Below are 26,437 nucleotides of genomic sequence, written 5' to 3' on the forward strand. Positions count from 1 at the left end.
CACAGGCGCGTCCTACCCGCACCAGTGGGGGGAAACAGCACCACTCGGCGCGGATGGCACCGCTGGAGCGCACCAGGGGCCCGCCCGAGCCTCACATGCCGAGTTTGCTGAGGTCCCGCACGGCGCCGAGGTCGGCGGATGTGGCCAGCATGGCGTAGGCGCGAAGCGCTGCGCTCACACGGCGCGGGCGCTCCTCGTGCGGCGTCCAGGCGGCCTCACCCCGAGCCTCCTCAGCCGCGCGGCGCGAGGCGATCTCATCATCGGACAGGCGCACGGAGATGGAGCGGCCCGGGATGTCGATGTCGATGACGTCCCCCGTGCGCACGAGCCCGATCAGCCCGCCCGCCGCGGCCTCCGGCGAGACGTGCCCGATGCTCAGCCCCGACGTGCCGCCGGAGAATCGGCCGTCGGTGAGCAGCGCGCACTCCTTGCCCAGGTGCATGGACTTGATGTAGGTCGTCGGGTACAGCATCTCCTGCATGCCGGGGCCGCCGCGCGGGCCCTCGTGGCTGATGATGACGACGTCGCCGGCCTTCACCTTCCCGCCGAGGATCCCCTCGACGGCGGCGTCCTGGGATTCGAAGACCACGGCCGGCCCGGAGAAGGTGAGGATGGAGGCGTCCACCCCGGCGGTCTTGACGATGCAGCCCTTCGTCGCGATGTTGCCGAAGAGGACCGCCAGGCCGCCGTCGCGCGAGTAGGCGTGCTCCAGGTCGCGGATACAACCGGCCTCGCGGTCCAGATCGTGGGCCTCCCAGCGCGAGGCCTGGGAGAACATCTCCGTGGTGCGCACGCCCGCGGGCGCCGCGAGGTAGCGAGTCCGGTCCGCCTCGCTCACACCGGAGCCGGGCACGCCATCGGCACCGGGGCGGGCCAGGTCGAAGGCGGCGAGCTCGTCGTCGAGGGTGCCGCGCAGGACCGTGCGCGTGGATGTGTCCAGCAGGCCGGCGCGGTCGAGCTCGCCGAGGATGCCCATGATTCCGCCGGCGCGGTGGACATCCTCGATGTGGTAGCGGTTCGTTGACGGCGCGACCTTGCACAGGTGCGGGACCTTGCGGGAGAGGCGGTCGATGTCGGCCATGTGGAAGTCGACCCCGGCCTCGCGGGCCGCGGCCAGCAGGTGAAGGACCGTGTTCGTGGAGCCGCCCATGGCGATGTCCAGGCCCATGGCGTTCTCGAAAGCTGCCTTGGTGGCGATGGAGCGCGGCAGGACGGTGGAGTCGTCGCCCTCGTAGTAGGCCCGAGTGATTTCGACGATCTGGCGGCCGACGGCATCGAAGAGCTCGCCGCGGTCCGCGTGCGTGGCCAGCAGCGTGCCGTTCATGGGCAGGGCCAGGCCCAAGGCCTCGGTGAGGCAGTTCATGGAATTGGCGGTGAACATGCCCGAGCAGGAGCCGCACGTGGGGCAGGCCAGGCGCTCAATGGCGCTGATCGTCTCATCATCCACGGTGGGGTCGGCGGCGTCCATCATGGCGTCGATGAGGTCGAGCTTGCGGGTGGTTCCGTCCGCGGCCGTCATCTTGCCCGACTCCATCGGCCCGCCAGAGACGAAGATCGCGGGGATGTTGAGGCGCAGCGCGGCCATGAGCATGCCGGGGGTGATCTTGTCGCAGTTGGAGATGCACACCAGGGCGTCAGCGCAGTGGGCGCCCACCATGTACTCCACCGAGTCGGCGATGAGGTCGCGGGACGGCAGGGAGTAGAGCATGCCGTCGTGGCCCATGGCGATGCCGTCGTCAACGGCGATCGTGTTGAACTCCTTGGCGATGCCGCCGGCCGCCTCGATCTGCCGGGCAACGCGGCGGCCAACATCGCGCAGGCCGACGTGCCCGGGGACAAACTCGGTGAAGGAGTTGGCGATGGCGATGATGGGCTTGCCGAAGTCGGAGTCCTTGACGCCGGTGGCGCGCCAGAGCGCGCGGGCGCCGGCCATGTTGCGGCCGGATGTGGAGGTGGCGCTGCGGTACTGCGGCATGAGGGCTCCTGTTCTCGGCTCGGCAGGGCCGAAGACGATGACGCGATGCCCAGATTAGCGGCCACCATGTCATCTCGATGCGAATGGTCACTGTGCGGTCCGCGCACGCGCCTCCCGCGCGCCGGGCCACGGCCCTGGCTTCCTCCCTGGCTCCTCTCCACGCGCCTCCCGCGCACCGGGCGCCACCCCAGCAGGGCGGCACGCACGTAAGAGAGTCTCCCTCGCCGCCAAGATCCGCATGATTCCGCGGTTCCGCCTCGCCGAATCCCGCAGCGGATCCTCTCCCATGTGCATCCAGGGGGGTGGTTGCACATGGGAGAGGAGCAGCCCGCGCGGGCCTTCGGGAAGAACCCCGGAATCATGCGGTTTCCAGCGCCTGCCAAACCATCTGAGCGTGCGAGGTGCCTCGGGCGAGGCTGGCAGTCACACGGAGGGTGGGGCGCCCAACTGACGCGTGGTCGGGGGCTCGACGGGCATCAGGCCGGTCAGACGCTCCATGGGCCGCCCACGGACCGCCGCGAAACCCTGTGCCGCCAGGGATGACGAGGGAACGGCGATGCGATCCCCCTGGGGCGCCAGCAGGGCGCCCGGGACGCTCTCACGCGCCCGGGCCCCTGATGCCGCGCCCACCCTCCGCCCCGGACCGGTCTCGCTCCTAATTTCGACCGGTCTCGCTCTTGATTTCGACCGGTCTCGGCGAGGGGAGGGGGGGGGAGGGGTGGGCGCTGCTCACATGACGCCGAGAATCTCCGTGACGAAGACGAGGGTGGCGCCGCCCTTGATGCCGGCCTGCGGCACGCCGCGCTCGCCGTAGCCGAGCTCGGCGGGGATCGACAGCAGGACGCGCGAGCCGACACGCTGGCCGACGAGGCCGTCGTCCCAGCCGCGGATGACCATGCCAACGCCGATCTGGAAACTCAGCGGCTGGCCGCGGTCGTAGGAGTTGTCGAAGACGTCGCCGTTCCAGGACTGGCCGAGGTAGTGGGCGACGATGGTGTCGCCGGCCTCGACGACCTGGCCTTCACCAGCGTCGAGCACCTGGACCTGGAGGCCCGCGGGGGCATCCGGGCCGGGGAAGGTGAGGACCGGCTTGGTGCCCTTGGCACCCTCAACAGTGGGCATGTTCGAGTTGATCATGCGCGCCAGCCTACGCGATGAGCCCCGAGGCTGACTGATCGGGACACCGCCTCTGCGCCGGCCGCCCATGCGGCGGGGCCGGCCGGGTCATGCCCGGCCGGCCCCGCGCCCCCGCAAACGGGGAGGACTCTGAGAGGATCAGTCGTCGTAGAAGATCGCCAGGATCCGCAGGATCTCGACGTACAGCCACACGAGGGTGACGACGAGCCCGAAGGCCCCGGCCCACGCGTAGCGGGTGGGCAGGCCAGCCTCGACGCCCCGCTGGATGGACTCGAAGTCCATCGCCAGGCTGAAGGCCGCCATGACGACGGCCAGCAGGCCCACGATGATGCCGAGCGGAATGCCCGCGATCTCCAGGGAGCGCAGGCCGAAGGGCCCGCCGGCGTCGGAGAACAGCATGACCCCGAGGTTGAGCAGGCAGAAGACGAGGTAGCCGCCCATGGCGAGCATGAGGATCCGCTGCGCCTTGCCGGACAACCGGAAGCCGCCGAACTTGTAGGCGCCGAGCATGACGGCGAACACCGCGACGGAGGCCAGCACCGCTTGGATGACGATCCCGGGGAAGCGCGCCTCCATGACGCCGGAGAAGGCGCCGAGCATGGCGCCCTCGAAGGCCGAGTAGGCCAGGATGAGCGCGGGCGAGGGCACCTTCTTGAAGGAGTTGACCAGGCCCAGGGCGAGGGCGCCGATCGCCCCTCCGACCATCAGGAGGTAGCCGACGGGGGCGGTGGAAGGATTGGTCGCCAGGATCCAGGAGACGGCGCCGACGGCGAGAATGACCGCGAACATCGCGGCCGTGCGCATGATGACGTCGTCGTAGGTCATGCGGCCGCGGTCCACGTTGGTGGCGGCCGGGGCCCCGTACTGGGCCTCCATCCGGTCGAGCTGGGCCGGGGTGACCTGGCCGTAGCCCGCCTGCTGGGGAGCGCCGTATCCCACCGGCTGGCCGTACTGCGCCTGCCCGTAGGGCGCGGCCTGGCCGTACTGCTGGGCCTGGCCGTACTGGCCCGGCTGGTACCCGGGCATCGCGGGGTAACCGGCGGGGGTGGTCTGGGGCGTCGCGACGGCGGTGCGCGCCCCTCCGTTGAAGGCCGGGTTTCGATCGAAGAAGGGGTTGCTCAAGGGTATGTCCTCTCTGGACGGGGACTGCCGACGGCGCGGCCCTACTTGGGCCCTCCATCTCAACACCCCCATCCTGCCGCACATTCCCCTTCCCGGTCGACCGCCGCCCCGGGCAGGAGTACCCACCTCCGCCGCGTCCCCTCGCGCCCTGGCCGCGCCTCCTCGCGCCTTGGCCGCGCCTCCTCGCGCCCTGGCCGCGCCTCCTCGCGCCCTGGCCGCGCCTCCTCATCGAGCCGCGTCTCCTCCTTGAGGAGGAGACGCGTCCTCCGCGGGTCCTGCCCCACTCCCCTCGCAGGATCATCCCGCGCGCCGATGGGCCGGCGAGGGCCGTTGACTAGCCTGGTGCCACGCCGTCGGGACGAACGCAGTCACCTCTCCGGCCCCGACGGCTCCCATGGACCCGCCGGGCCGCGCGGGCAGCGCGGGCAGCGCGGCGATCACCCCCCAACCTAAGGAGCCAGGAACCATGATCGAGGCACGTGGATTGACGAAGCGCTACGGCGACAAACTGGCCGTGGACAACATCTCCTTCACCGTCGAGCCCGGCACCGTCACCGGCTTCCTGGGCCCCAACGGCGCCGGCAAATCCACCACGATGCGCATGATCATGGGCCTGGACAAGCCCACCGCCGGCACCGTGACCGTCGCCGGTAAGAAGTACAAGGACCTGAGCGCCCCCCTGTGCTCCGTCGGCGCCCTCCTGGACGCCAAGGGACTGCACGGATCGCGCTCGGCCCGCGCCCACCTCACGCAGCTGGCCGTCTCCAACGGCATCCCCACCAGCCGCGTCGACAAGGTCCTCGACATCACAGGACTGACCCAGGTGGCCAAGAAGCGGGTCAAGGGGTTCAGCCTCGGGATGGGCCAGCGGCTGGGCATGGCCGCGGCCCTCCTGGGCGACCCCGGCATCCTCATCTTCGACGAGCCCGTCAACGGCCTCGACCCTGAAGGCGTCTTCTGGGTGCGCCAGACCTGCCGCGCCCTGGCCGCCGAAGGACGCACCGTCTTCATCTCCTCCCACCTCATGAGCGAGATGTCCCAAACCGCCGACCACCTCATCGTCATCGGCCGCGGACGCATCCTCACCTCCGGCCCCGTCAGCGAGGTGATCGCCTCGGCCACCACCGACACCGTGCGCGTGGCCTCCCCCCAGGCCGCGGACCTGGCCACCCTGCTCGCCACTGAGAACATCCCCACCCAAACCCCCGAGCCCGGCGTCCTGACCCTCACCGACGCCCCCGCCGCGCGCGTCGGAGAACTCGCAGCCGCCCACGGCATCACCCTGCACGAGCTGACCACCATCAAAGCCAGCCTCGAAGACGCTTATCTCGAGCTCACCGGCAGCGCCACCGAGTACAGCACCACCCCCGCCCAGGCCAACCAGCCCACCAAGCGCGCCGCCCACCGGGCCTGACCCCGCCGACCCCAAGGAGAACCCCCATGACCGCCCCCAGCACCCCCGGCGCAGCGCGGCGAACCACCCGCGCCCAGCGCATCAACGGCAAGCAGACCTTCGGCCGCGCCCTGCGCTCGGAATGGCTCAAGCTCCGGACCCTGCGCTCGACCTGGGTCACCTCCGCCATCACCATGATCATCACCGTCCTCTTCGGCGCCGGCATCGCCATCGTCTTCGGCAGATCATCGCAATCCGATCTGACCGCCCAGGCGGCCGACACCATCATCGCCGGGACGTCCTTCGGGCAGATCGCCGTGGCCGTGCTCGCCGCCCTGATCATCACCGGTGAGTACGCCTCCGGCCAGATCCGCTCCACCCTGACCGCCATCCCCCACCGCTCACAGGTTTTAGCGGCCAAAGCCCTGGTCACAGCCGCCTTCTCCTTCCTCCTGGGGGCCGTGTCCATCCTCCTGGCCTGGGCGATCTCCGCTCCGTTCATCGGGGACCACGCCGTGTCCCTGACCAACGCCGAGTACGCCGGCTACATCTGGGGGGCCGGCCTCGGCTTTGCCGCCATCGCACTGATGAGCCTGGCCCTGGGATTCATTTTCCGCTCCACCGCTGGGGCGATCTCATTGGCGGTCGTCCTCCTGTTCGTCATCACCATCCCCCTTAGCCTCTTGTCGGCGCGGTTCGAGTGGGCGAAGAATCTGGCCGAGCTCCTCCCGGGCAACGCCGTGCTCGCCCTGACCGACCCCTTCTCGCGGGCCCGGTCCTGGAGTGGCTTCCTCGACCACTGGCAGGCCGCCCTCGTGGCCTGCGCCTGGTTCATCATCCCCATGATCATCGCTTACGTGATCTTCTCCCGGCGCGACGCCTGATGACCGCCCGATGAGCGCGACACCCCTTAACGAGCCCGCCGCGGCCCTCCCGGAGGCCGCGGCGGGCCTCGCCTCCACCGGGCCCGAAGCCGTCCCGGAAGCCTCGCCCCAGTCCCCCTCCCCCAAGGGCGGCCAGGGACGAGCCCCCCGGCGCTGGCGCCCGCGCGCCACCGGGGCGCCCGTGCCGCCGATCGTGGTGGACCTGCTCATCACCGTGGCGGTCGCGGGGCTGGCCCTGACGCTCACCCCCAACGCCCTCATCGTCCCCAAGGCCCTCGGCGCTGGCTCCACCGCTCAGCCGTGGCTGCCGTTCTCCGTCGCCATCTCAGCGCTGTGCCTGACTTGCCTGCTCCTCAGGCGGCGGGCCACCCGCCTCGCCTGGGCCCTGGTGACCCTGGCGCTGCCGATCCACCACATCGGCATGCTGCTCCTCTGGCTCGACGACCTCCGCGCGGCCCCCGTCCTCGACATCGTCCCCAACTTCTTGCTGCCGGCGGCCTCGATCATCCTCGGGACAATCGCCGCCCGCTCTCCCTTGCGCCACGGTTGCGGCGCCGCCCTGATCACGACCCTGATCGCCATCATCAGCCAAGCCGGATTCGACGCGGTGATCAATCGGATGGACCCGGTTGAGATCCTCTCCTCGCGCGTGATGATGCATAACTCCTTCGTCCTCGTGGTCTTCAACCTGGGCGGCGTGGTGGTCGGCCTGACGATCCACACCCAGCGGGCCCGGCTGACCCGTGAGCGCGAGCGGTCCAATCGGATCGCCCTGGAGAGGGAGCAGGCGAGCCTCCTGGCGGTCTCCGCTGAGCGCTCCCGCATCGCCCGCGAGATGCACGACGTCGTCGCCCACTCCCTGGCCGTCATGGTCACCATGGCCGACGGCGCGGCGGCCGCGCTCGACCGGAATCCCGAGATGGCCCGGCAGGCCATCGCGGCACTGGCGGAGACGGGCCGCGGCGCCCTGGCCGACACGCGCAGGCTCGTCGGCGTGCTGCGCGAGGACCCGCAGGTCGGCGCCCTCACGACCCGCGCCACCGGCGGGGCGGGCGGCTCGACCGACATCGACGGCAAGCGCATCAAGGACCTCCCCGTCCCCGAGTTCGCCCCTCCCGGCACGGTCGCGCCACGCGAGCCCACGACCGCCGTCGCCGACCTGCGGCGCGCCTCCGCGGCCTACGCGGACGGCGCTACCGGCGATGCCGTCCCCATGAGACCGGCCCCCGAGCAGGCGGATCTCCAGATCCTCGTCGACCGCTTCGCCTCCGCGGGAATCCCGATCACCTACTCCTGGCGGGGGCGCGACCTTCCTGAGGACCGGGGCCTCCAGATGACCCTCTTCCGCCTCGCCCAGGAGTCCCTCACCAACGTGCTTCGATACGCTCCCACCACGAGCAGGGTGAGCGTTGACGTCGAAAGGCACATCGGGACCGCCGTGCTCACGGTGGACAATGAGGCCGCCCCGGGCACCACCCCCATGCACGGCTCAGGAAAAGGACTCATCGGCATGAGGGAGCGCGCGGCCGTCTATGGTGGGAGCGTCCAAGCGGGGCCCCACGCCTCAGGATGGCGCGTGCGCGCGGTCCTGCGCTGGGATGAGGAGGATCAGGAGGGATCCACGCCATGGCAGATGCCCATGTGAACGGGGCCGATGTGGCAGAGCGGACCGACCCCACGCCCCAGGCGGCATCACCGGAGGGCTCCGGAGCCACGGTGCGCGTGGTCCTGGCCGATGACCAGTCCCTCATGCGCATGGGCTTCCGCATGGTCCTCGACGCCGAGGACGGCATCGAGGTCGTCGGCGAGGCCGCCGACGGCGCGGCCGCCGTCGCCCAGGCCCGGGCCCTCAAGCCGGACGTCATCCTCATGGACGTGCGCATGCCTGGCATGGACGGCATCGAGGCCACCGCGAGGATCACCGCCGAGTGCCCGCGCACGCGCGTCCTCATCCTGACCACCTTCGACCTCGACGAATATGCCTTCGCGGGCCTGCGGGCGGGGGCCTCGGGGTTCCTGCTCAAGGACACCCGGCCCACCGAGCTCGCGGAGGCGATCCGCACCGTGGCCGGCGGGGAGGCGGTGGTCTCGCCCCGTATCACGCGCCGGATCCTGGAGATGTTCGCGGGCGACCTGCCGAACTCGGTCAGCGCCCCCGACTCCGAGGACCCGCGCCTGACATCGCTGACCCCCCGCGAGAGGGAGATCCTCATCCTCATGGCCCAGGGCATGAGCAACCAGGAGATCGCGGACGAACTCATCGTCTCCGCGACCACGGTCAAAACCCATGTGGGCAACATCCTGGCCAAGTTGGACGTGCGGGACCGGGTGCAGGCCGTCGTCGTCGCCTATGAGACGGGGCTCATGACGTCCTGAGTGAGTCAGGGGCCGCGGCGGGCCTCGAAGCCGCCCGCTGCTCTCTCCCCTTCCCCCTCAGGCGGAGTGGAGCCTGAGTTGGGCGGCGTCGAAACCGAGGATCACCAGGCTCTCGACGGCGTCGGCGGCCTCCTCGCAGGTGACCGCCCAGTCGGAGCGCTCACGCGCCGGGAAGTCCGAGAGCACGAAGTCGGCCGGGTCCTGGCGGCCGGGCGGCCGGCCGATGCCCACGCGCAGGCGGGCGTAGTCGCGCGTGCCCAGGGCCTGGGAGATCGACCGCAACCCGTTGTGCCCGCCCTCGCCGCCGCCCCGCTTGAGCCGCATCTCATGGGGGCTGATGTCGAGCTCGTCGTGGATGACGAGCAGGCGCGCGGCGGGGTCGACGCCGTAGAACCGCGCGAGGGCCTTGACCGGGCCGCCGGAGACGTTCATGAAGGCCTCCGGGCGGGCGAGGATGACGCGCGGCCCGGGCGCGCCGCCGGGCAGGAGGCCGAGGCGGGCCTCAGCGACGCGGGCGCGGGCCTTGTGGCGGGAGAGCCGAGACCCGGTCCGCCCCGCCAGTGCGTCGATCACCATATGACCGATGTTGTGGCGGTTGTGGGCGTACCGGGCCTCGGGATTCCCCAGCCCGACGATGAGCCAGGGGTCACTCATGGGTGATCAGCCGCGCGTGCGCGTCACTCGGCGGCCGGGGCGGCCTCGGAGCCGGCCTCATCCCCGGCGGCGTCGCCCGCATCGCGGGCCGTCGGGATCGTCACGTTGACGACGGCGAGCTCGGCGTCGGAGATCGCCTGGACGTCCTTGGGCAGCGCCAGGTCGGCCACGGTGATGATGGTGCCGCCCTCGACGCCGGTGATGTCGACGTCGATGGCCTCGGGGATGGCGACGGCCGGCGCGGTGACCTCAACGTGGTCGAGCTCGATCATGTGAATGGTGCCGGGGGCGGGGGTGCCGATGACGTTGACCGGGACCTCGACGTCGACGCGCTCGTTGCGGTTGACCAGGAGGAAGTCGACGTGCTGCACGCCGGGGCGGATGGGGTGGCGCTGGATGTCCTTGGCGATGGCGAGCAGGTCCTCGCCCTCCAGGTCGATGTTGATCAGGGCGTTCTCGTTGCCGCGCAGAGCGAGGCGAGTGGCGTGCTCCTCGAGAAGGATGTGGCGGGGCTCGGAGCCGTGGCCGTAGATGACGGCGGGGCACCGGCCATCGCGGCGGGCCTGGCGGGCGGCGCCCTTGCCGGAGCCGGTGCGGACGGTGGCCTTGAGGGTGATGGCGTTGGACATCTGGGTCTCCTGGGGAGGGCGGGGCGCGCCCCGCGCGTCGGTGGTCCGGCGCGACGACGCGCGACACGCTCCGGTGCCACCACGTCGATCACGGATGCACGCGCTCGCGCGTGTCCCTCGCCGGGGTTTCGGGCCAACAGTACGGCACGGCGCCGCGCGCGGGCCAGGCGGGAGGCGGTGAGGCGGGCCACCCCGGGAGTCTGGGGACGGGGCTCAGCATCCGTCGGTCTGTGGAAAACCGCCCGGTTTCGCTCTTGTTTTCGACCGGTCTCGGTGGGAGAGGGGGAGGAGGGCGGCGATGGTGGGCTGGCCAGGGGCGGAGGCCGCGGCGGGATCGGCGCTGAGGGTGGCGAAGGTGAGGGCGGAGCCGTAGCGCCAGCCCTCCAGGCGACTGCGCCGCCCCCGCTCCCCCATGGAGATGACCGCCACCGGGATGCTGAGGGAGGCCCGGGCCCGCGCCGCCACCTGGAGCGCGCGGTCGACGTCCTCCTCGCTGCGCGGCATGACGGCGATCTTCGCGCAATCGGCGCCGCCGGCCTCCATCCGCTCCAACCTGTCCAGCATCTCCCCGTCCGGCGGGGTAGCGGTGAAGTCGTGGTTTGAGGCGACGACGGCGATCCCCTCCTGGTGGGCTCGCTCGGTCAGGGCGGGCAGGGCGCCGGTGGACAGCTCAATGTCGAGCGCGTCAGCGATCGCGCGCCCGGCACGATGCTCGGCCTGGAGATCGATGAGCGCTTCCAGGGCCTCAGCCTGCTCGCGCGGATCCATGGCCGCGCCACCGCCCTCGCGCCGGCTGCGCACGGTTGCGAGCAGAGGCGTGCCGGTGGGGGCCAGGGCCGCGGCAACTAAGAGGATGGCCTCATGCCAGAAGGCGGCCTGGTCCTGCGGGCTGGCTGCCCGCGGCGGTGAGAGCAGGTCGAGCCGGAGCTCCACGAGATCCGCTCCCCCGGCCGCGGCCGCGAGCGCCTGGGCGAGCGCGGAGCCTGAGCCCCCGGTGCCACCGGCGCCGCTCGTGCCGTCGATGGTGTCGGCCGTCGTGGCCACGGCGATGACCACGCGCTCCCCGCCGAGCTCGGCGGCCCCGATCCTCGCGGGGCGCGAGCAGAGCGGCGAGCCGGGCGGCGGGGTCCGGCCTCCCCCCGGCGCGGGAGCCTCAGTCACGGCGCTGGTCCGCTCGATCGGCCAGGGACAGGGCGATGCCGTCGAGGATGTCGGTGAGCGAGGTGACCGCGGACTCCAGGGGGCGCCCGGCCTCACCCGTGCGCTCGGCGACCCGGCCGATGACCTCGGACCACACGAGGGCCCCCGCGGCGATGACGTCGCGCCGCCCTGGGCGCAGGTAGTCCCAGGACTCGCGCTCGGCCGCCGTCGAGCGAAGGATCGCCTCGCAGGAGGCCAGCACGGTGCCCAGTGGCAGGCGGGAGCCGTGGATGGAGTCGGGCTCGAAGTCGGCCAGACTCAGGGCGTGGGCGGTGATCGTGGTGATCGTGCCGGCCAGGCCCACGAGCTCCTCGGTGGCGCCCAGGTCCATGACCTCCTCGGCGCGGTCGAGGAGGTCGCGCACATGCGCCCGGGCGGCGGCCTCGGCCGCGCTGGTGACGCCGTCGGCGAGGTAGCGCTCGGTCACGCGCACGGAGCCGGTGTCCAGGGAGATCGCCGCCTCGGGCGCCCGCGCGCCGAGGACCAGCTCGGTGGAGCCGCCGCCGAGGTCGACGACGAGGCGCCGCGCCCCGCCCCGTGCGCCCAGGAGCGAGCCGGCGAAGGACAGGCGGGCCTCCTCCTGGCCGGAGACCACCTCGGGCTCGATGCCGAGGCGCTGGCGGACGCCATTGACGAAGACGTCCCGGTTGCTCGCGTCCCTCGTGGCGGAGGTGGCGACGAAGCGCGTGCTGCGAGCGCCGGTGGCCCGGATGCGCTCGGCATAGTCGGTCACGACATCCAGGGCGCGTTCGAGGGCCCCCTCATCGAGGCGGCCGGTCCTGTCCACGCCCTGGCCGAGGCGCACGATCGTGGAGCGCCGTTGGACCCGCTCCAGGTGCCAGCCGGTGGGTCCGCCGTCGGGGTGGGCGTCGGCGATGAGCAGGCGGATCGTGTTGGTGCCGCAGTCGATCGCGGCGACGCGGGTGGGCGCCATGGGTCCTCCGGACGGGGTTGGCAGTGTCAGCAGCTGCAGCGGCGATCGTCCCACAGGCCGCGCTCGCGCAGGGCCTCCAGGGTGAGGTCGCCGATCGGGTTGATGCCCGGGCCGGCGGCCAGGGCGTGCCCGAGGAGGGCGTGGAGGCATTTGACGCGGGTGGGCATGCCGCCGGCGCTCACTCCCTCGATCTCGTGGGGGGAGCCGAGTTCGGCGCGGGCGGCCAGGTAGTGCCCGTGGGCGCGCCGGTAGGCGTCGGCGAGAGCCTCGTCCCGACCGAGGCGGGCGTTGAGGTCCTCCATGAGGTGCTCGGCCTCGAGGGTGGAGCAGCCACGCACGGCGGCGGGGTGCGTGAGGTAGTAGCTGGTGGGGAAGGGCGAGCCGTCAGGGAGGCGGGGCGCCGTGCGCACGACGGTGGGGCGGCCGCACACGCAGCGCGCCGCGATGGAGACGACGCCGCGGGGCACGCGCCCGAGCTGCTCGGCCAGGGCGTCGAGATCGGCCTGGGATACCGACGGTGGGGATGGGGGCGCGGGGTTCTCGCCCGCCGTCGTGCTCTGCTTCGACTGGGCCTGCGCGCTCCGGCCTGTCTGTTCCGCGCTCATCTCGTGGCCTCCGGGGTAGCGGGCGCCGCGGGGGAGGCGCTCGGGCTCGCGGAGGGGCCCGCGGCCGGCGGCGCCGCACCACCGGCAACGGCGGCGGACTCCGTGAGGGCGTCGTACCAGGGGGCGCGGGTCTCCTCCTTGGCGGCGGCCCGCGCATCGGCATCGGCCCGCGCCTGCGCCTCGTTGGCGCCGACGACGACGTAGCTCCTCTCCCCCGGCATCACGTAGGAGAGGCGCTCGCGCGCCTGGGAGCGCACGTAGGCCTCGTCCTGCCACCGGGCCGCCTCCTGCTCGAGGGCGGTGGCGGTGACCCTGGCGGCGTCGATCTTCTGGGTGACGGCGTCGTACCGGGCGCGCTGCGCCAGGTAGTGGTTGAGGGTGGGTAGGACGACGACGAGCGCGACGACGAGCACGGTCGCGAGCACGAGCAGGCGGGCGGGTAGGGCGAGCCCCTTCGGGCCGCCAAGGCGCAGGACCATGGGGGTCGGCACCGGCTCGGCGGCGGCCCGGGCTGAGCCGCGGTCGGGCGTCGTGCTGGGCCCTTCTGGGTGGTCGGGGCGCTCAGGCCGTTCAACGCGGCGGGGACGAACGGCGTCGCCGGTCTCGGTGAGGCGCCCGGGCCCGATGCTGCGGACGGTCGTGCGCGGGGCGGGGCGCGCCTCGGAGCGGGCCCTGGGACGGGCGGGGGTCGGGCGGCGCGGGCTCATGGGGCGATCCTGCCGCAGGGCCGGGCCTCCTCCAAGCCGGCGCACCCGGGAGTGGCACGGGCCATGGGCGCGGAAGGCGCACGGGGCCCCGGATCGAAACGGGGCCTACGGGACCGCGGATCGAAAAGGCCTCGCGCGGGCCAACGGTCGCTGGCCCGCGCGAGGCGGGGGCTTCAGATCGTCATGATCCCAGGCCGGGCACCGCGCCCGGCCCCGGGATCAGGCCTTGAAGCGCGGGAAGGCGGAGGCGCCGGCGTAGACGGCGGCCTCACCCAGGGACTCCTCGATGCGCAGGAGCTGGTTGTACTTGTTGATGCGCTCGCCGCGGGCCGGGGCGCCGGTCTTGATCTGGCCGGAGTTGGTGGCCACGGCGAGGTCGGCGATGGTGACGTCCTCGGTCTCACCGGAGCGGTGGGAGGTCATCGACTTGTAGCCGGCGCGGTGGGCCATCTCGACGGCCTCAAGGGTCTCGGTGAGGGAGCCGATCTGGTTGACCTTGACCAGCAGGGCGTTGGCGGCGCCGAGCTCGATGCCCTTGGCCAGGCGCTCGGGGTTGGTGACGAAGAAGTCGTCGCCGACGAGCTGGACACGGTCACCGATCTTGTCGGTCAGGGCCTTCCAGTCCTCCCACTCGTCCTCGCTCAGCGGGTCCTCGATGGAGACGATCGGGAAGTCGGTGATGAGCTTCTCGTAGTAGTCGACCATGAAGGCGTTGTCGCGGGCCTCGCCCTCGAACTGGTAGGTCTTGGTCTTCTCGTCGAAGAACTCGGTGGAGGCGACGTCCATGGCCAGGGCGACGTCGGCGCCGGGCTTGTAGCCGGCCTTCTCAATGGCCTCGACGATGAGCTCGAGGGCCTCGCGGTTGGAGTCGAGGTTGGGGGCGAAGCCGCCCTCGTCGCCCAGGCCGGTGGACAGGCCGCGGCCCTTCACGACGGCCTTGAGGGAGTGGTAGACCTCGGCGCCCATGCGCAGGGCCTCGCGGAAGGTCTTGGCGCCGATGGGGGCGATCATGAACTCCTGGATGTCCACGTTGGAGTCGGCGTGGGAGCCGCCGTTGAGGATGTTCATCATCGGGACGGGCAGGACGTGGGCGTTCGGGCCGCCGACGTACTGGAAGAGCTCGAGGCCGGCGGAGTCGGCGGAGGCGGCGGCGGCGGCCAGGGAGACGCCGAGGATGGCGTTGGCGCCGAGCTTGCCCTTGTTGGGGGTGCCATCCAGGTCGATCATGAGCTGGTCGAGGCCGCGCTGGTCGGCGGCGTCGTAGCCGATGATCTCGGGGGCGATGGTCTCGTTGACATTGGCGACGGCCTTCTCGACGCCCTTGCCGAGGTAACGGCCCTTGTCGCCGTCGCGCAGCTCGACGGCCTCGAAGGCGCCGGTGGAGGCGCCCGAGGGGACGGCGGCGCGGGCGAAGGAGCCGTCCTCCAGGAGGATCTCGACCTCGAGGGTCGGGTTGCCACGGGAGTCGAGGATCTCGCGGGCGTGAACGTTCTCGATGAGGGCCACTTGGTGCTCCTTTGTCGTGTGAACCGATCGGGGTGATCCGGATGCGAGCCCAAGCCTACCGGGACGGGCGGATCCCCACGAGGGCCATGGTCCTCGGATGGGCGCCGTTCACGCCGGGCGAGAACGCAGGCCGCGCCCGGAGCCGGGCGCCAGGCGAGAACGCGGGCCGGGTCAGCGCGCGCCCGGAGCCAGCCGCCAGGCGCCAACACAGGCCGGGTCAGCGCGCGGAGTCAGCCGCGAGGCGCGAACGCGGACTGGGTCAGCGCGCGCCCGGCTTCCGCGCGCCGGGCTCCGGTGAACCGGGCTCTGCCACGGAGGGGTCGAGGATCCAGGGGCGGGCGCTTGAGTAGCGCGGGGAGACCTCGAGATCCGCGGCGTTGTTGATCCGCTTGATGTCGCTCAACGCCTGCGCGGCCCGCGAGGCGTCGATGCCGCCCTGGTCGGGCTTGGAGATGACGCCGTACAGGTAGGTGGCGCGCATCGCCCGCCGCGCCTGGGCGGAGTACTCGCCCTTGCCGACCTGGTCGTTGAGCAGGAGGTCGATCTGCTCGTCGCTCACGGTGAGCCCCTGGGCCGCGCTGACCTCCTCGATGAGGTCGGCCGAGACCAGGAGCGTGAGCGTCTTGGCGACGGGCCAGTTCAGCGGCTTGAGATCTTTGGCGGCCCTCTGCAGGTCCTTCTCCGTGATCGTCGTCGAGTGCGTGGCGCCGTCGAGCCCCGTGTAGGAGGAGGTGGCGGCGATGCCGGGCTGGGCGGAGCAGGCCCCCAGGGCTGAGGCGCCGAGCAGGAGGGCCGCGGCGGCGGTGAGCAATCGGGGCGCGCGGGAGGCGATCCGGGGAGTGGTCACGGTGCTTCTCCTGTTCTCACGGCGAGTCACCAAGTCATCGTATCCCCGAGTGGAGCCGTCTGCACCGACTGGCGCCATCCACACCGAGCGGAGCGTCCTGCCCGCACCAGTCGGTGAAACTCGCACCACTCAGGGCCAAGCGCACCACTCGGCGCCAGGCGCGCCACCCGCACCAATTCCACCGAGCGTCGCCATCCACACCGACCGGTGCCATCTGCACCGAGTGGAGCGTCCTGCCCGCACCAGTCGGTGAAACTCGCACCACTCAGGGCCAAGCGCACCACTCAGGGCCAAGCGCACCACTCGGCGCCACCCCGCGCCACCCGCACCAATTCCACCGAGCGTCGCCACCCACACCGACCGGAGCCATCTGCACCGACTGGCGCCATCCACACCGAGTGGAGCGTCCTGCCCGCACCAGTCGGTGAAACTCGCACCACTCAGGGCTAAGCGCACCACTCGGCGTCAGGCGCACCAATTCCACCGACCGGTGCCATCCACACCGAGTGGAGCGTCCTGCCCGCACCAGTCGGTGAAACTCGCACCACTCAGGGCCAAGCGCACCACTCGGCGTCAGGCGCACCAATTCCACCGACTGGCACCATCCACACCGACCGGTGCCACCCACACCGACCGGAGCCATCCGCACCGAGCGGAGCGTCCTGCCCGCACCAGTCGGTGAAACTCGCACCACTCGGGGCTAAGCGCACCACTCGGCGCCAAGCACACCAATTCCACCGAGCGTCGCCACCCACACCGAGTCGCACCGTCTGCACCGACCGGTGCCATCCACACCGAGTGGAGCGTCCTACCCGCACCAGTCGGTGAAACTCGCACCACTCGGGGCCAAACGCACCACTCGGCGCCACCCGCACCCCCCACCCCCCCACACCGGCCGGGCCCCGGCTCGATCAGCGGCGACGGCGGTAGGCGGTGGCCTCGGCCTCATAGTCGGCGTCGCCAGCCACGACGGCGCGCAGCAGCACCTCGGCCCAGCGCAGGAGAGCCTCCCCCTCAATCGGCCCGCCGCCCATGCGCGCCGCCCCCGGCGCGGGCACCACGATGGTGCGGGTGGCGGGCTTGATCGTCGTGCCCGGGTAGAGGCGGGTGAGCCTCATCCGGCCAGATTCGGGCAGCTCCACGGGCGCGAAGCGGATGGACTTGCCCTGGGCCACGATCTCGCGCACGCCGAGACCGGCCGCGAGCGCGCGCAGCCGGGCCAGCGCGGCCAGGCGCGTCACCGGATCGGGCACGGGCCCGTAGCGATCGGCGACCTCGTCCAGCACGTCGGCCACCTGCTCATCACTGCGTGCGGCGGCGAACTTCGTGTAGGCCTCCAAGCGCAGGCGCTCGTGGGGCACGTAGTCCTCGGGGATGGTGGCGTCCACGGGCAGCTCGATGCGCAGCTCGGCCTCGTCCTCGCCCTCGTCCGCGGCCCCGGCCCGCTCCCCCATCCCCAGGGAGCGCTTGTAGGCGGCGACGGCGTCGGAGACCATACGCACGTATAGGTCGAAGCCGACCCCGGCGATGTGGCCGGACTGCTCCCCGCCCAGCAGATTCCCGGCGCCGCGGATCTCCAGGTCCTTCATGGCCACCCGCATGCCGGCGCCGAGGTCGGTGTTGGTGGCGATGGTGCGCAGGCGCTCCAGGGCGGTCTCGGTCAGGGGCTTGTCCGCGGGGTAGAGGAAGTACGCGTAGGCGCGCTCGCGCCCCCGCCCCACGCGCCCGCGCAACTGGTGGAGCTGGGATAGGCCGAGGCGGTCGGCGCGATCGACGATGAGGGTGTTGGCGTTGGACACGTCCAGGCCGGTCTCGACGATGGTGGTGCACACCAGGACGTCGATCTCCTTGTGCCAGAAGCGGTCGATGACGGCCTCAAGCCGCGCCTCGCTCATCTGCCCGTGGGCCGTGGCCACGCGCGCCTCGGGAACGAGCTCGGCGATCTGGGCAGCGACGCGATCGATGTCGGAGACGCGGTTGTGGACGAGGAAGACCTGCCCGTCGCGCAGGAGCTCGCGGCGGATGGCGGCGCCGACCTGCTTGGTCTCCCATGCCCCCACGTAGGTGAGGATGGGGTGGCGATCCTCGGGCGGGGTGGCCAGGGTGGACATCTCACGAATGCCGGTGACCGCCATCTCCAGGGTGCGGGGGATGGGGGTGGCTGACATGGCCAGGACGTCGACGTCGGTGCGCAGCGCCTTGAGGGCCTCCTTGTGCTCGACGCCGAAGCGCTGCTCCTCGTCGATGATGAGCAGGCCGAGGTCCTTGAAGCGCACCTGCCCGGTGATGAGGCGGTGGGTGCCGACGACGACGTCGATAGAGCCGTCGGCGAGCCCAGCCAGGACCTGGGCGGATTCGGCATCGGATTGGAAGCGGGAGAGCTGGGCGACGCGCACGGGGAAGCCCGCGTAGCGCTCGGTGAAGGTCTCCGCGTGCTGACTGACCAGCAGGGTCGTGGGGGCCAGGACCGCGACCTGCTTGCCGTCGGCGACGGCCTTGAAGGCGGCGCGCACGGCGACCTCGGTCTTGCCGTAGCCGACGTCGCCCATGATGAGGCGGTCCATGGGCTGGGGCTTCTCCATGTCGGCCTTGACGTCGTCGATGGTGGCCAACTGGTCGGGGGTCTCGGTGTAGGGGAAGGCCTCCTCGAGCTCGGCCTGCCAGGGCGTGTCGGGGCCAAAGGCGTGCCCCGCGGCGGCGGCGCGGGCGGCGTAGAGGCGCACGAGTTCGCCGGCGATCTCGCGGACCGCCTTGCGCGCCTTGGACTTGGTCTTGGCCCAGTCGGCGCCGCCCATCTTGTTCAGGGCCGGCGCGTCCCCGCCGACGTACTTGGTGACCTGATCGAGGGAGTCGGTGGGGACCATGAGCCGGTCGCCGGGCTGGCCGCGCTTGGAGGGCGCGTACTCGATGACGAGGTACTCACGGGTGGCGGCGCTCTTGCCGGTGCCGACGGCGCGGCGCTTGAGCTCGATGAATCGCCCGACGCCGTGCTGGGCGTGGACGACGAGGTCGCCGGGGTGGAGGGACAGGGGATCGACGGAGGCGCGGGAGCGGCGGGCGGGCAGGGCCTTGGGGCTGCGTGGGCCGGTGGTGGCGCGCCCGGTGAGGTCCGACTCGGCGATGAGGGCGAGGCGCGGCCCCTCGGCGACGAAGCCGTGGCCGGCGGAGGCCTGGGTGATGCGCACGACGCCGTCGCCCTGCGGCACATCGCCGGGCGACCACCCGAGGTCGGCGGGCTCGTCGAGCTGGGTGACGATGCGGGCGGGCACATCGCCGTCGGCGAGCAGCTGGGCCATGCGGCGGCCGGGCCCGGGCCCGTCGGTGGCCACGACGACACCCCAGCCCTCCCGGGCCATGCGGCCGAGGTCGGTGACGGCCTCGTCGAGACGGCCCCTGTAGCCGGCGGGGTCGCGCAGCGCCAGCGCCGTGGCATCCGGGGAGGAGGCCAGGGAGGTGAGCGCCCACCAGCCCAAATTGGTGGACAGGGCCAGCGCCCGGGCCTCGCTGAGGCTCGCGAAGGCGGCGGCGGACAGGTCCACGGGGACGGTCCCGCCGGAGGCGGCGGAGGTCCAGGCGGCGGCGAGGAACTCGGAGGTGGTGGCCACGAGGTCCTCGGCACGCTTGCGGATGCGCTCGGGCTCCAGGGCGACGACGAGCCGTTCCCCGACGAGGTCGAGGACGGGCACCATGCGGGGGGCGAGCACGGGGGCGAGGGATTCCATGCCCTCGCAGGGGATGCCCTCGGCGATCTTGCCGAGCATGTCGGCGGCTCCCGGGATCGCCCCGGTCAGTGCCCGGGCGCGCTCGCGCACGGCGTCGGTGAGGAGGAGCTCGCGGCAGGGGTGGAGAGTGGCGCCGTCTAGCTCCTCCACTGTGCGCTGGTCGGCCACGGCGAAGGAGGAGACGGATTCGATGTCGTCACCGAAGAAGTCGACGCGCACGGGGCGCGGCAGCGTGGGGGGGAAGACGTCGAGGATGCCGCCGCGCACGGCGAACTCGCCGCGCGACTCCACCATGTCGACCCGCGTGTAGGCGGCGTCGGCCAGTCGGGCAGCGATGGCCTCCAGGCCCTGGCTGGGGCCGGGGGCGAGCCGGATGGGCTCGATCTCCCCCAGGCCGTCGATGACGGGAGCGAGCAGAGCGCGGATGGGGACGACCAGGACGCGGATGGGGCCGTCGGCGCTCGCGGGCTCTTGGCGGGGGTGGGCGAGACGGCGTAGGACCGAGAGTCTGGTGGCCACGGTGTCGGCCCGCGGCGAGAGGCGCTCGTGGGGCAGGGTCTCCCAGGCGGGGAGGACGGCGATGTCGGTGGGCGGCAGGTAGCAGGCGAGGGCGGCAGCGAGATCCTCGGCGTCGCGGCCGGTGGCGGTGATGACGAGCAGTGGCGCCCCCTCGCCCGCGGCGGCGCCGGGCTCCTCCCCAACGGCGCGAGCGACGCCGCGCTCCCCCATCGCCATGGCGGCGAGGATCGCGGGCCGCGCCCCGGGGGCGACGACGGCGCTGTTCTCGCCTCGCCGGGTCGCGGCGGCGTCGCGGACGAGCTCGGCGATCGCGGGGTCGGCCAGGAGCGGGGGCAGGAGGGCGGTCAGTCGCACGCGCCGAGTCTAGAGGCGCCGCGGACAGGGGCCGAGCGCGGGGCGCGGGTGGGCGCCCGCCCGCTGGCCATCAGCGCGGGGCGCCGCCGCGCGCCTATCTCGATTCTGGGCGCGGCGACAGGCGAAAGCGGGCGAGGTCGGCTGATGACATCATCAGTCCTTCAGGCCCGGCGACGGCGCCACTGGGCACGGCGCCGGGCGGGGCCTGGGCGCGGTGGCCGGCGTCGGTCTGGCCGGGGCCCGGGCGCCGGCTGGGTAGCCCGGCGGCGTCGTCCCTCCCCTCGCGCTCGGCGGCGCTGGCGGCGACACTGGCCCCCGCGATCACCCAGACCACGGTGGACAGCTGGGTGATGAAGGCGACGGACACGAAGGCCGGGATCATGGAGGCGATGGCGACCTGGGCAGCGTTGCCACGGCCTCCCATCACGCGCAGGACCACGTAGAGCGCGCCGATGAGGAAGGGGATGACGGGCGCCCAGCCGTAGCGGAGGGCGGCCAGGAGCACCTGGTCGTCGATGGAGCGGAACCCCTCCCAGTACACCGTGCCGTTGCGGACGACGCGGGCGGGCGAGGCACCAATGAGCACCAGTCGTTTGACCAGAATGAGCAGTTGCCCCCGGTACTCCGCGCTGCCCTCCTGCTCATCGCCGGCCTGGGCGAAAACGTCCAGCAGCACGGGGGTGGCGATGAATATCCCGGCTCCCAGCGCGATGAGGGTGGCCGAGCGCCACGAGGGCGTGATATCGGTGCGCATGATGGTCAGGGAGAGGACGAGGGCGATGACGGCGCCGATGATGCCCGCGCGTGACAGGGAGGGCAGAGTCACGCCGACCAGCGCCATCATCCCGGCGATCCTCGCCCACGAGGGCCAGCGGGCGATGGCCACCATGGGGATGCCCGCCGCCATGGACACGCCGAAGACGATCGAGTGGCCGAAGGCCCCTTCGATGCGGGGCAGGCCGGCGCGGATTTGGATGCTCGCCCAGTCGGCGTAGGCGCGGGTGGGGAACTCGATGAGCACGAAGGGATTGATGCGGGTGATCGCCTCGAAGTATCCGAGCGCGGCGGCGATCAGCCATATGGCGGCCACGGCGGTGGCGAAGTCTCTCAGCCCGATCCTCTCCACCAGCATGCGCCCGGCGAGGTAGGCGGGTGCGGCGTCGAGGATGAGCTCGCCCAGGACCGTGTTGAGGGACGCCCCGGCCGCCAGCGAGATCGCCACGAGGGCGAAGCCGGCGCAGATGAGGATGTCGCCCGGGGTGAGGCGCCAGGAGAAGTCGGAGGCCAGCGCCAGGCACACGAGCATGCAGACCCCGGCCGCGGGCGGGATGAACAGGCCGACGTTGACGGTCATCCAGATGCCCATGAGGGCCAGTGAGCCCGCGATGAGGACCGCGCCGACGATCGGCTTGCGCCGAACCGTCCACAGGGTCATCGCGATGACCGGGTAGGACAGGAGGACGATGGCCCCGAGTAGGAGCATCTGCATGATCGGCCCCTCCTCTCTTCCCGCGGCGCCGCCCGTCAAGGGGCGCCATGAGGCTACTACGCGCTCGCCGCCACCGCGCAGGGGCGCAGGTCAGGCGGGGTGGGACCGCTCAGGCCGCGGAGCCCTGGAAGACGACGGCGGGCTGGCCCGGGACGACGGTGACGGAGACGGTCACCTTGTCGCGCGCGTCAGCGGGCACGGAGAAGCGGAAGGACCCGGTGACGGTCTCCCCCGCGGCGACGCTGCTGGGAAGCTCAGTGCCTTCGGCGTCCCTGAGCGGGGAGGCCGGGGTCGCGTCCTCGCCGTAGGTGAGGGTTGCCGAGGCGCCGGACAGGTCGACGTCCTGGGAGCCGGCCGTGACCGAGATAGTGACCTGGAGCGCGGGCCCGGCGATCTCGCCGGGGGCGAGGGAGTCACCGGAGACCTCGATGGCCTCGACGGAGGTGACCTTGACGGTCGCGTCCCCGGTGGAGGAAGACTCGTTCAGGGCGACGGCCGGGGCGGAAGCCCCCCTGTAGCCGGCCTGGCCGGGCAGGAGGCCCTCGGGATCGGTGGCCTGAGCACTCGGCGCGGCCCCGTCAGAGGCGGGTGCCACCGGGGTGGGCGCGGTGGTGGCTCCGGCCGTCTCGGTCGTGGTGACCGGCGGCACCGACTCGGTGGCCGCGGCGTCGGTCGACGAGGAGCCGTTCGAGCAGCCGACGAGGATCGCTGCCGACAGGACGAGGGCGGAGGCCTGGAGGGTACGGGCGCTTGTCCGAGGTGACATGGTGACTTCCGTGGGATTGTTGGGAACGGGTGGGGAGCATCGGCCGGCGGCGACGAGGGGATCGACGCCGCCGGCCGATGTCAGTGCCGGTTCGCGGTCACTATCAGGCGGTACGGGCCTGGAAAGTGGAGACTAGCATCTTGTTGGTCAGCGAGGTCGCCGAGCCGGAGAGATACCCGGACATGAGGACCGAGCCGGCGCCCTGGATCTCCTCGGTGGAATCCGAGGCGGTCAGGGTGGGCGCGGAGGGCTCCTCCTGGCCGTCGAGCCAGACGGTGGCGGACAGGTTGGTGGTGCCCTTGCCAACGGCGGAGGTCTTCACGTTGATGTTCTTGCCCACGGTCCAGGTGCCCGGCAGCTGGGTCTGGGCGAGGACCTTCTCAGTCCCGCCGACCTGCGAGGTGAGGAACACGAGCACCTCGCCAGTGGACTTGACGTGGATCTTCGTGCCGTAGGCGCCCGAGGCGGTGGAGCGGGGCAGGAAGGAGGCGTACACGCCGCCACCGGTGGGAACCTCGGAGAGGGAGAAGGCCGAGGAGACCTGCGTGGACTCCGAGGAGATCTTCGGCAGCATGGCCGTGGACATCCAGCCCGCCTTGTTCAGGGCGATGGAGCCGACGCCGTCGGCCGTGGCGAAGCGCCCCGGCGAGGAGAGCTTCCAGGCGCCGCCCAGGCTTGAGTCGGGCCAGCCCTTCTCCTGAGCCTTCTTGAAGGCTGCCTGGGCCATGATGCCTTCGCCCTGCGGGACGTCGGTGACGGTGATGGACTGGGTGGTGGACTTGCGGGCACCGGCGTTGTCGGTGACCGTCAGCGTGACCGTGTACGTGCCGGCCTCGGCGTAGGTGTGGTTGGCGTTGGCACCGGTGGCGGTGGTCCCATCGCCGAAGTCCCACTCGTAGGACTCGATGTTGCCGTCGGGGTCCACCGACTCGCTGCCGTCAGCGGTCACGGCCATGCCGGCGACATGAGGACGCAGCACGGCGCGGGGCCCCACGTTGCCAGCCTGGCCCTGGCGCCGGGCGATCTGATCAGCGGTCAGCTGGGAGTGGTAGATCGCGGTGGAGTCGATGGTCGCGTCGAGCGTGCTGGGGGTGTTCTCGCTCACCTGGGGCCAGCCCTTGAGGGAGCCCGTGCCGAGGCGCCAGGAGCCGTTGAATTCCTGCGCTTTGATCACCGTCTTGTCGGAGGCGACGGGCTTGCCGTCGACGTAGAGGTTCTGCCCGTCGGCCCCCAGGGTGGCGACGACGTGGTGCCACTTACCGTCGTTGAAGCCTGCCTTCGAGGACACGACCTTGGTCTCACGGGGATAGACACCGAAGTGGATGGCGCCATCGGGGGTCATGTAGAGCAGGCGGTCACGGTCACCATTCTTCTCATAACTGACGATGGCACCGCCATTCTTGGAGTCCGTCTTCACCCAGCTCTCAATGCTGAAGGTCTGGACATGGCCGTCGGTGCCCGAGGAGACGGCGGTGCCGCCGTTCCCGCCGACGCCCAGGGCCTTGGAACTGCCCCGAGAGCCCTCCTGGCCGGCCTTCACGCCCGCAGTGCCGGTCATGTGGGCGCCGCCGAGGATGTCCTTGAAGGTGGTCCCGGCCTCCTCCTCGAAGGTCCACAGGTGCTTGGCGCCCAGGTCGACGGCGCCGGTGTCAAGGCCGTCGAGCTCACTGAAGTCAGCCGCCTTGGCGACGGTGACCTTCTTCGCCTCGCTGGTCAGGGTGTTGCCGCCCGCGTCGGAGACGACGACCGTGTACGTGTGCTCACCCGCGGGGGCGCGGTTGTCGCGCAGGGTCTTGCGGAACTCCCGGTTCCAGAAGCGGTCCGAGACCGGCAGCGTGCTCACGGGCGTCTGGCCACCATCGCGGTAGAGCGAGTAGGTCAGGGTGGAGTCGTCGCGATCCCAGGTGGGGGAGAAAGTGACGTCGACGACCCCGTCAGCGGGACTGCTGACATACGGGGCGAGGTCGGCACCCTTCCCCTCGGGGGCGTGGCTCTTGCTGGCGCCGCGCTTGGGGAAGCGGACGAGTCCCTGCTGGGCCTTGCCGTCGACGGCGAGGAACTCGCCCCCGGCGACGATGTACTCGTCGTTGCCGGTGACGTCCCAGGCCCCCTGCCCCTGGCCGGTGTACTTGCCGGCGGAGAGCTCCGGGAACCAGTCAACGATGGAGGGGGAGGTGTGGCCCGACCAGTCCTTGTAGCCGTCAGTGCCCTTGCGGCCGACGGTCACCTCGCCGTTGGCGGTGAAGGAGGTGAGGCGGTACTGGCGCTGGCGGGTGGTGTTGTTCTCGTCCCTGTAGTAGGTGTCTCCCCATCCGCCGATGGTCTCGCAGGAGTGCGCGTGGCTGGCGACGTAGACCTGGTCCTTCGCGGGGTAAATGGCGTAGGAGTCACCGTGGCAGGGCTCCACCCAGGTCATGTTGCCGTTCCAGTCGGCCTTGAAGGCCCCCTCCAGGTTGGCGTTGCGCACGGAGAAGGAGTAGCCGACCCCGTACAGGCTGGTGCCGTCGGTCTTGAGGTCGGTGATGGCGCCGTAGACACCGCCGTTGCGGACCTCGGAGTTGATGGGGGTGGACAGCACGGTGCCATCGGAGGCGGAGACGAGGGCCAGGCCGTAGCCGGGGTTGCTGGAGCCGTTGAGGGTGGTGAAGGAGCCGCCGAGGGCCACCTTGGTGCCATCGGGCGAGACCTGCAGGGACCAGACCTGGGCGTTGTTGCCCTCGGCCTTAGGCGCCCAGGAGAGGGTCTCACCGGTCTTAGCGTTCACGGCTGCCGCCTTGGAGCGCTGGACGCCGTTGACGTGCTTGAAGGCGCCGCCGGCGTAGACCGTGTCCCCGTGCACGCCGATGGCCCGCACGGTGGTGTGGAACTGGGGGCGGAAGGTGGAGATGAGCTTGCCGGCGGACGTGGAGATGTCGAAGGCGGCCAGGCCGCTGTGGAACTCCTCGTTGACCTTGTTGAAGTCACCGCCGACGTAGAGGGTCTGCTTGTCCTCGGACACGGCGAGCGTGCGCCCGGCGCCGTTGAGCTCGTGGGCGAATTCCTTGATGAGCTCGCCGGTGCTCAGTTTGTAGGCCAGGATGTTGGCCCGGGGCGTCTCATTGGTCCCGGCGGGGGACCCTGCCGGGCGGGCCTGGGTGAAGGAGCCGACGACGTAGACGGTGTCACCGACGATGAGCTGGTCCCACACCACGCCGTTGATCTGAACGGTGGGCAGGGGGTCAGCGGTGTGGTTGGACTGAAGGCGGCCTGAGGCATCGGCCGCCGCGGCGGCGGCGGGGGCCTCAGCGGCGGCAGCGGGCGCCGCCGCGGGCAGGAATGCCAGGGCCATGGGGACGCTGGCGGCCAGCGCGGCCATGGCGCGCAGTGGACGATAAGGGCTCAACGGTACTACTCCGGAACTGTGTGAGGAACCAAGGAGAAACCAAGGTTCGTCGTCGATCAGGGCAAGGCGCCAGCGGATGGGGAACTTTGGCGCCCATACGATCGTAGAGCACAGGACCTCAGAATGACAGCGTGGCTGGTTATGGGTCATTCAACACCGAAAAGCGATGCCGATCACTTTCGTACTACTCAGAAGATAATGACTCGCCCACCTCGTCCGACCTGCGTCGGAGCGCC

Annotated in this window: 19 protein-coding genes; 4 read left to right on the top strand and 15 right to left on the bottom strand. The window is 71.5% G+C overall.

Features of this window, described 5'->3' with window-relative positions:
- Positions 1-91: 91 nt before the first annotated feature.
- From ilvD to GVV76_RS03855, 3 genes are all read right to left on the bottom strand, one after another.
- Positions 92-1,975, bottom strand: a complete 1,884-nt coding sequence (ilvD, locus tag GVV76_RS03845; RefSeq protein ID WP_159625070.1) for a dihydroxy-acid dehydratase — start codon at positions 1,973-1,975, stop codon at positions 92-94.
- Between the two features lie 729 nt (positions 1,976-2,704).
- Positions 2,705-3,112 carry an FKBP-type peptidyl-prolyl cis-trans isomerase gene (locus tag GVV76_RS03850; RefSeq protein WP_159524416.1) on the bottom strand — a complete coding sequence of 136 codons (408 nt, stop codon included), beginning with the start codon at positions 3,110-3,112 and terminating at the stop codon, positions 2,705-2,707.
- Positions 3,113-3,250: 138 nt separating this feature from the next.
- Positions 3,251-4,234 carry a Bax inhibitor-1/YccA family protein gene (locus GVV76_RS03855; RefSeq protein ID WP_159524417.1) on the bottom strand — a complete coding sequence of 328 codons (984 nt, stop codon included), beginning with the start codon at positions 4,232-4,234 and terminating at the stop codon, positions 3,251-3,253.
- 466 nt (positions 4,235-4,700) lie between these two features.
- On the opposite strand from GVV76_RS03855, the gene GVV76_RS03860 reads away from it, so the two are divergent.
- The 4 genes from GVV76_RS03860 to GVV76_RS03875 are packed head-to-tail and all read left to right on the top strand — an operon-like array spanning position 4,701 to position 8,887.
- Positions 4,701-5,648 carry an ABC transporter ATP-binding protein gene (locus GVV76_RS03860; RefSeq protein WP_159625072.1) on the top strand — a complete coding sequence of 316 codons (948 nt, stop codon included), beginning with the start codon at positions 4,701-4,703 and terminating at the stop codon, positions 5,646-5,648.
- 26 nt (positions 5,649-5,674) lie between these two features.
- A complete protein-coding gene (locus GVV76_RS03865; RefSeq protein WP_159625074.1) occupies positions 5,675-6,511 on the top strand; it encodes an ABC transporter permease subunit in 837 nt (278 codons plus the stop codon).
- 10 nt (positions 6,512-6,521) lie between these two features.
- The gene (locus GVV76_RS10365; RefSeq protein WP_236263195.1) at positions 6,522-8,156 is read left to right on the top strand and encodes a sensor histidine kinase; all 1,635 of its coding nucleotides are present in this window, start codon (positions 6,522-6,524) and stop codon (positions 8,154-8,156) included.
- Positions 8,138-8,887, top strand: a complete 750-nt coding sequence (locus GVV76_RS03875) for a response regulator (RefSeq protein ID WP_268891766.1) — start codon at positions 8,138-8,140, stop codon at positions 8,885-8,887. The genes GVV76_RS10365 and GVV76_RS03875 overlap by 19 nt, the downstream gene beginning before the upstream one ends.
- A gap of 57 nt (positions 8,888-8,944) precedes the next feature.
- Here GVV76_RS03875 and pth read toward each other — a convergent pair whose 3' ends face one another.
- The 12 genes from pth to GVV76_RS10580 form a co-directional block, all read right to left on the bottom strand.
- Positions 8,945-9,541 carry an aminoacyl-tRNA hydrolase gene (gene pth / locus GVV76_RS03880; RefSeq protein ID WP_159625076.1) on the bottom strand — a complete coding sequence of 199 codons (597 nt, stop codon included), beginning with the start codon at positions 9,539-9,541 and terminating at the stop codon, positions 8,945-8,947.
- 23 nt (positions 9,542-9,564) lie between these two features.
- Positions 9,565-10,170: a 50S ribosomal protein L25/general stress protein Ctc gene (locus tag GVV76_RS03885; protein WP_159524421.1), complete on the bottom strand. Its 606-nt coding sequence runs from the start codon at positions 10,168-10,170 to the stop codon at positions 9,565-9,567.
- 213 nt (positions 10,171-10,383) lie between these two features.
- On the bottom strand, positions 10,384-11,331 hold the full coding sequence (gene aroD, locus GVV76_RS03890; protein WP_159625078.1) for a type I 3-dehydroquinate dehydratase: 948 nt from the start codon (positions 11,329-11,331) through the stop codon (positions 10,384-10,386).
- The gene (locus GVV76_RS03895; protein WP_159625080.1) at positions 11,324-12,304 is read right to left on the bottom strand and encodes a Ppx/GppA phosphatase family protein; all 981 of its coding nucleotides are present in this window, start codon (positions 12,302-12,304) and stop codon (positions 11,324-11,326) included. The genes aroD and GVV76_RS03895 overlap by 8 nt, the downstream gene beginning before the upstream one ends.
- Before the next feature lie 26 nt (positions 12,305-12,330).
- Positions 12,331-12,909 (bottom strand): DUF501 domain-containing protein, encoded by a 579-nt coding sequence (locus GVV76_RS03900; RefSeq protein WP_159625082.1) that lies wholly within the window; start codon positions 12,907-12,909, stop codon positions 12,331-12,333.
- Positions 12,906-13,616, bottom strand: a complete 711-nt coding sequence (locus GVV76_RS10655) for an FtsB family cell division protein (protein WP_159625084.1) — start codon at positions 13,614-13,616, stop codon at positions 12,906-12,908. The genes GVV76_RS03900 and GVV76_RS10655 overlap by 4 nt, the downstream gene beginning before the upstream one ends.
- 219 nt (positions 13,617-13,835) lie before the next feature.
- Complete coding sequence (gene eno, locus GVV76_RS03910; RefSeq protein ID WP_159524426.1) at positions 13,836-15,122, bottom strand: phosphopyruvate hydratase; 1,287 nt, start codon at positions 15,120-15,122, stop codon at positions 13,836-13,838.
- A gap of 259 nt (positions 15,123-15,381) precedes the next feature.
- A complete protein-coding gene (locus tag GVV76_RS03915; RefSeq protein WP_159625086.1) occupies positions 15,382-15,969 on the bottom strand; it encodes a hypothetical protein in 588 nt (195 codons plus the stop codon).
- A 911-nt stretch (positions 15,970-16,880) separates the two neighbouring features.
- On the bottom strand, positions 16,881-20,564 hold the full coding sequence (gene mfd, locus GVV76_RS03920) for a transcription-repair coupling factor (RefSeq protein ID WP_159625088.1): 3,684 nt from the start codon (positions 20,562-20,564) through the stop codon (positions 16,881-16,883).
- 94 nt (positions 20,565-20,658) lie between these two features.
- Entirely contained in the window at positions 20,659-22,053 is a 1,395-nt protein-coding gene (locus tag GVV76_RS03925; protein WP_159625090.1) for a hypothetical protein, read from the bottom strand.
- Positions 22,054-22,162: 109 nt separating this feature from the next.
- Positions 22,163-22,819 (bottom strand): DUF4352 domain-containing protein, encoded by a 657-nt coding sequence (locus GVV76_RS03930; RefSeq protein ID WP_159625092.1) that lies wholly within the window; start codon positions 22,817-22,819, stop codon positions 22,163-22,165.
- 103 nt (positions 22,820-22,922) lie between these two features.
- Positions 22,923-26,174, bottom strand: coding sequence for a PKD domain-containing protein (locus GVV76_RS10580; RefSeq protein ID WP_159625094.1), 3,252 nt, complete (start codon positions 26,172-26,174; stop codon positions 22,923-22,925).
- Positions 26,175-26,437: the final 263 nt, after the last annotated feature.

It is taken from the genome of Actinomyces sp. zg296 (assembly GCF_009829695.1).
GTDB lineage: Bacteria > Actinomycetota > Actinomycetes > Actinomycetales > Actinomycetaceae > Actinomyces > Actinomyces marmotae.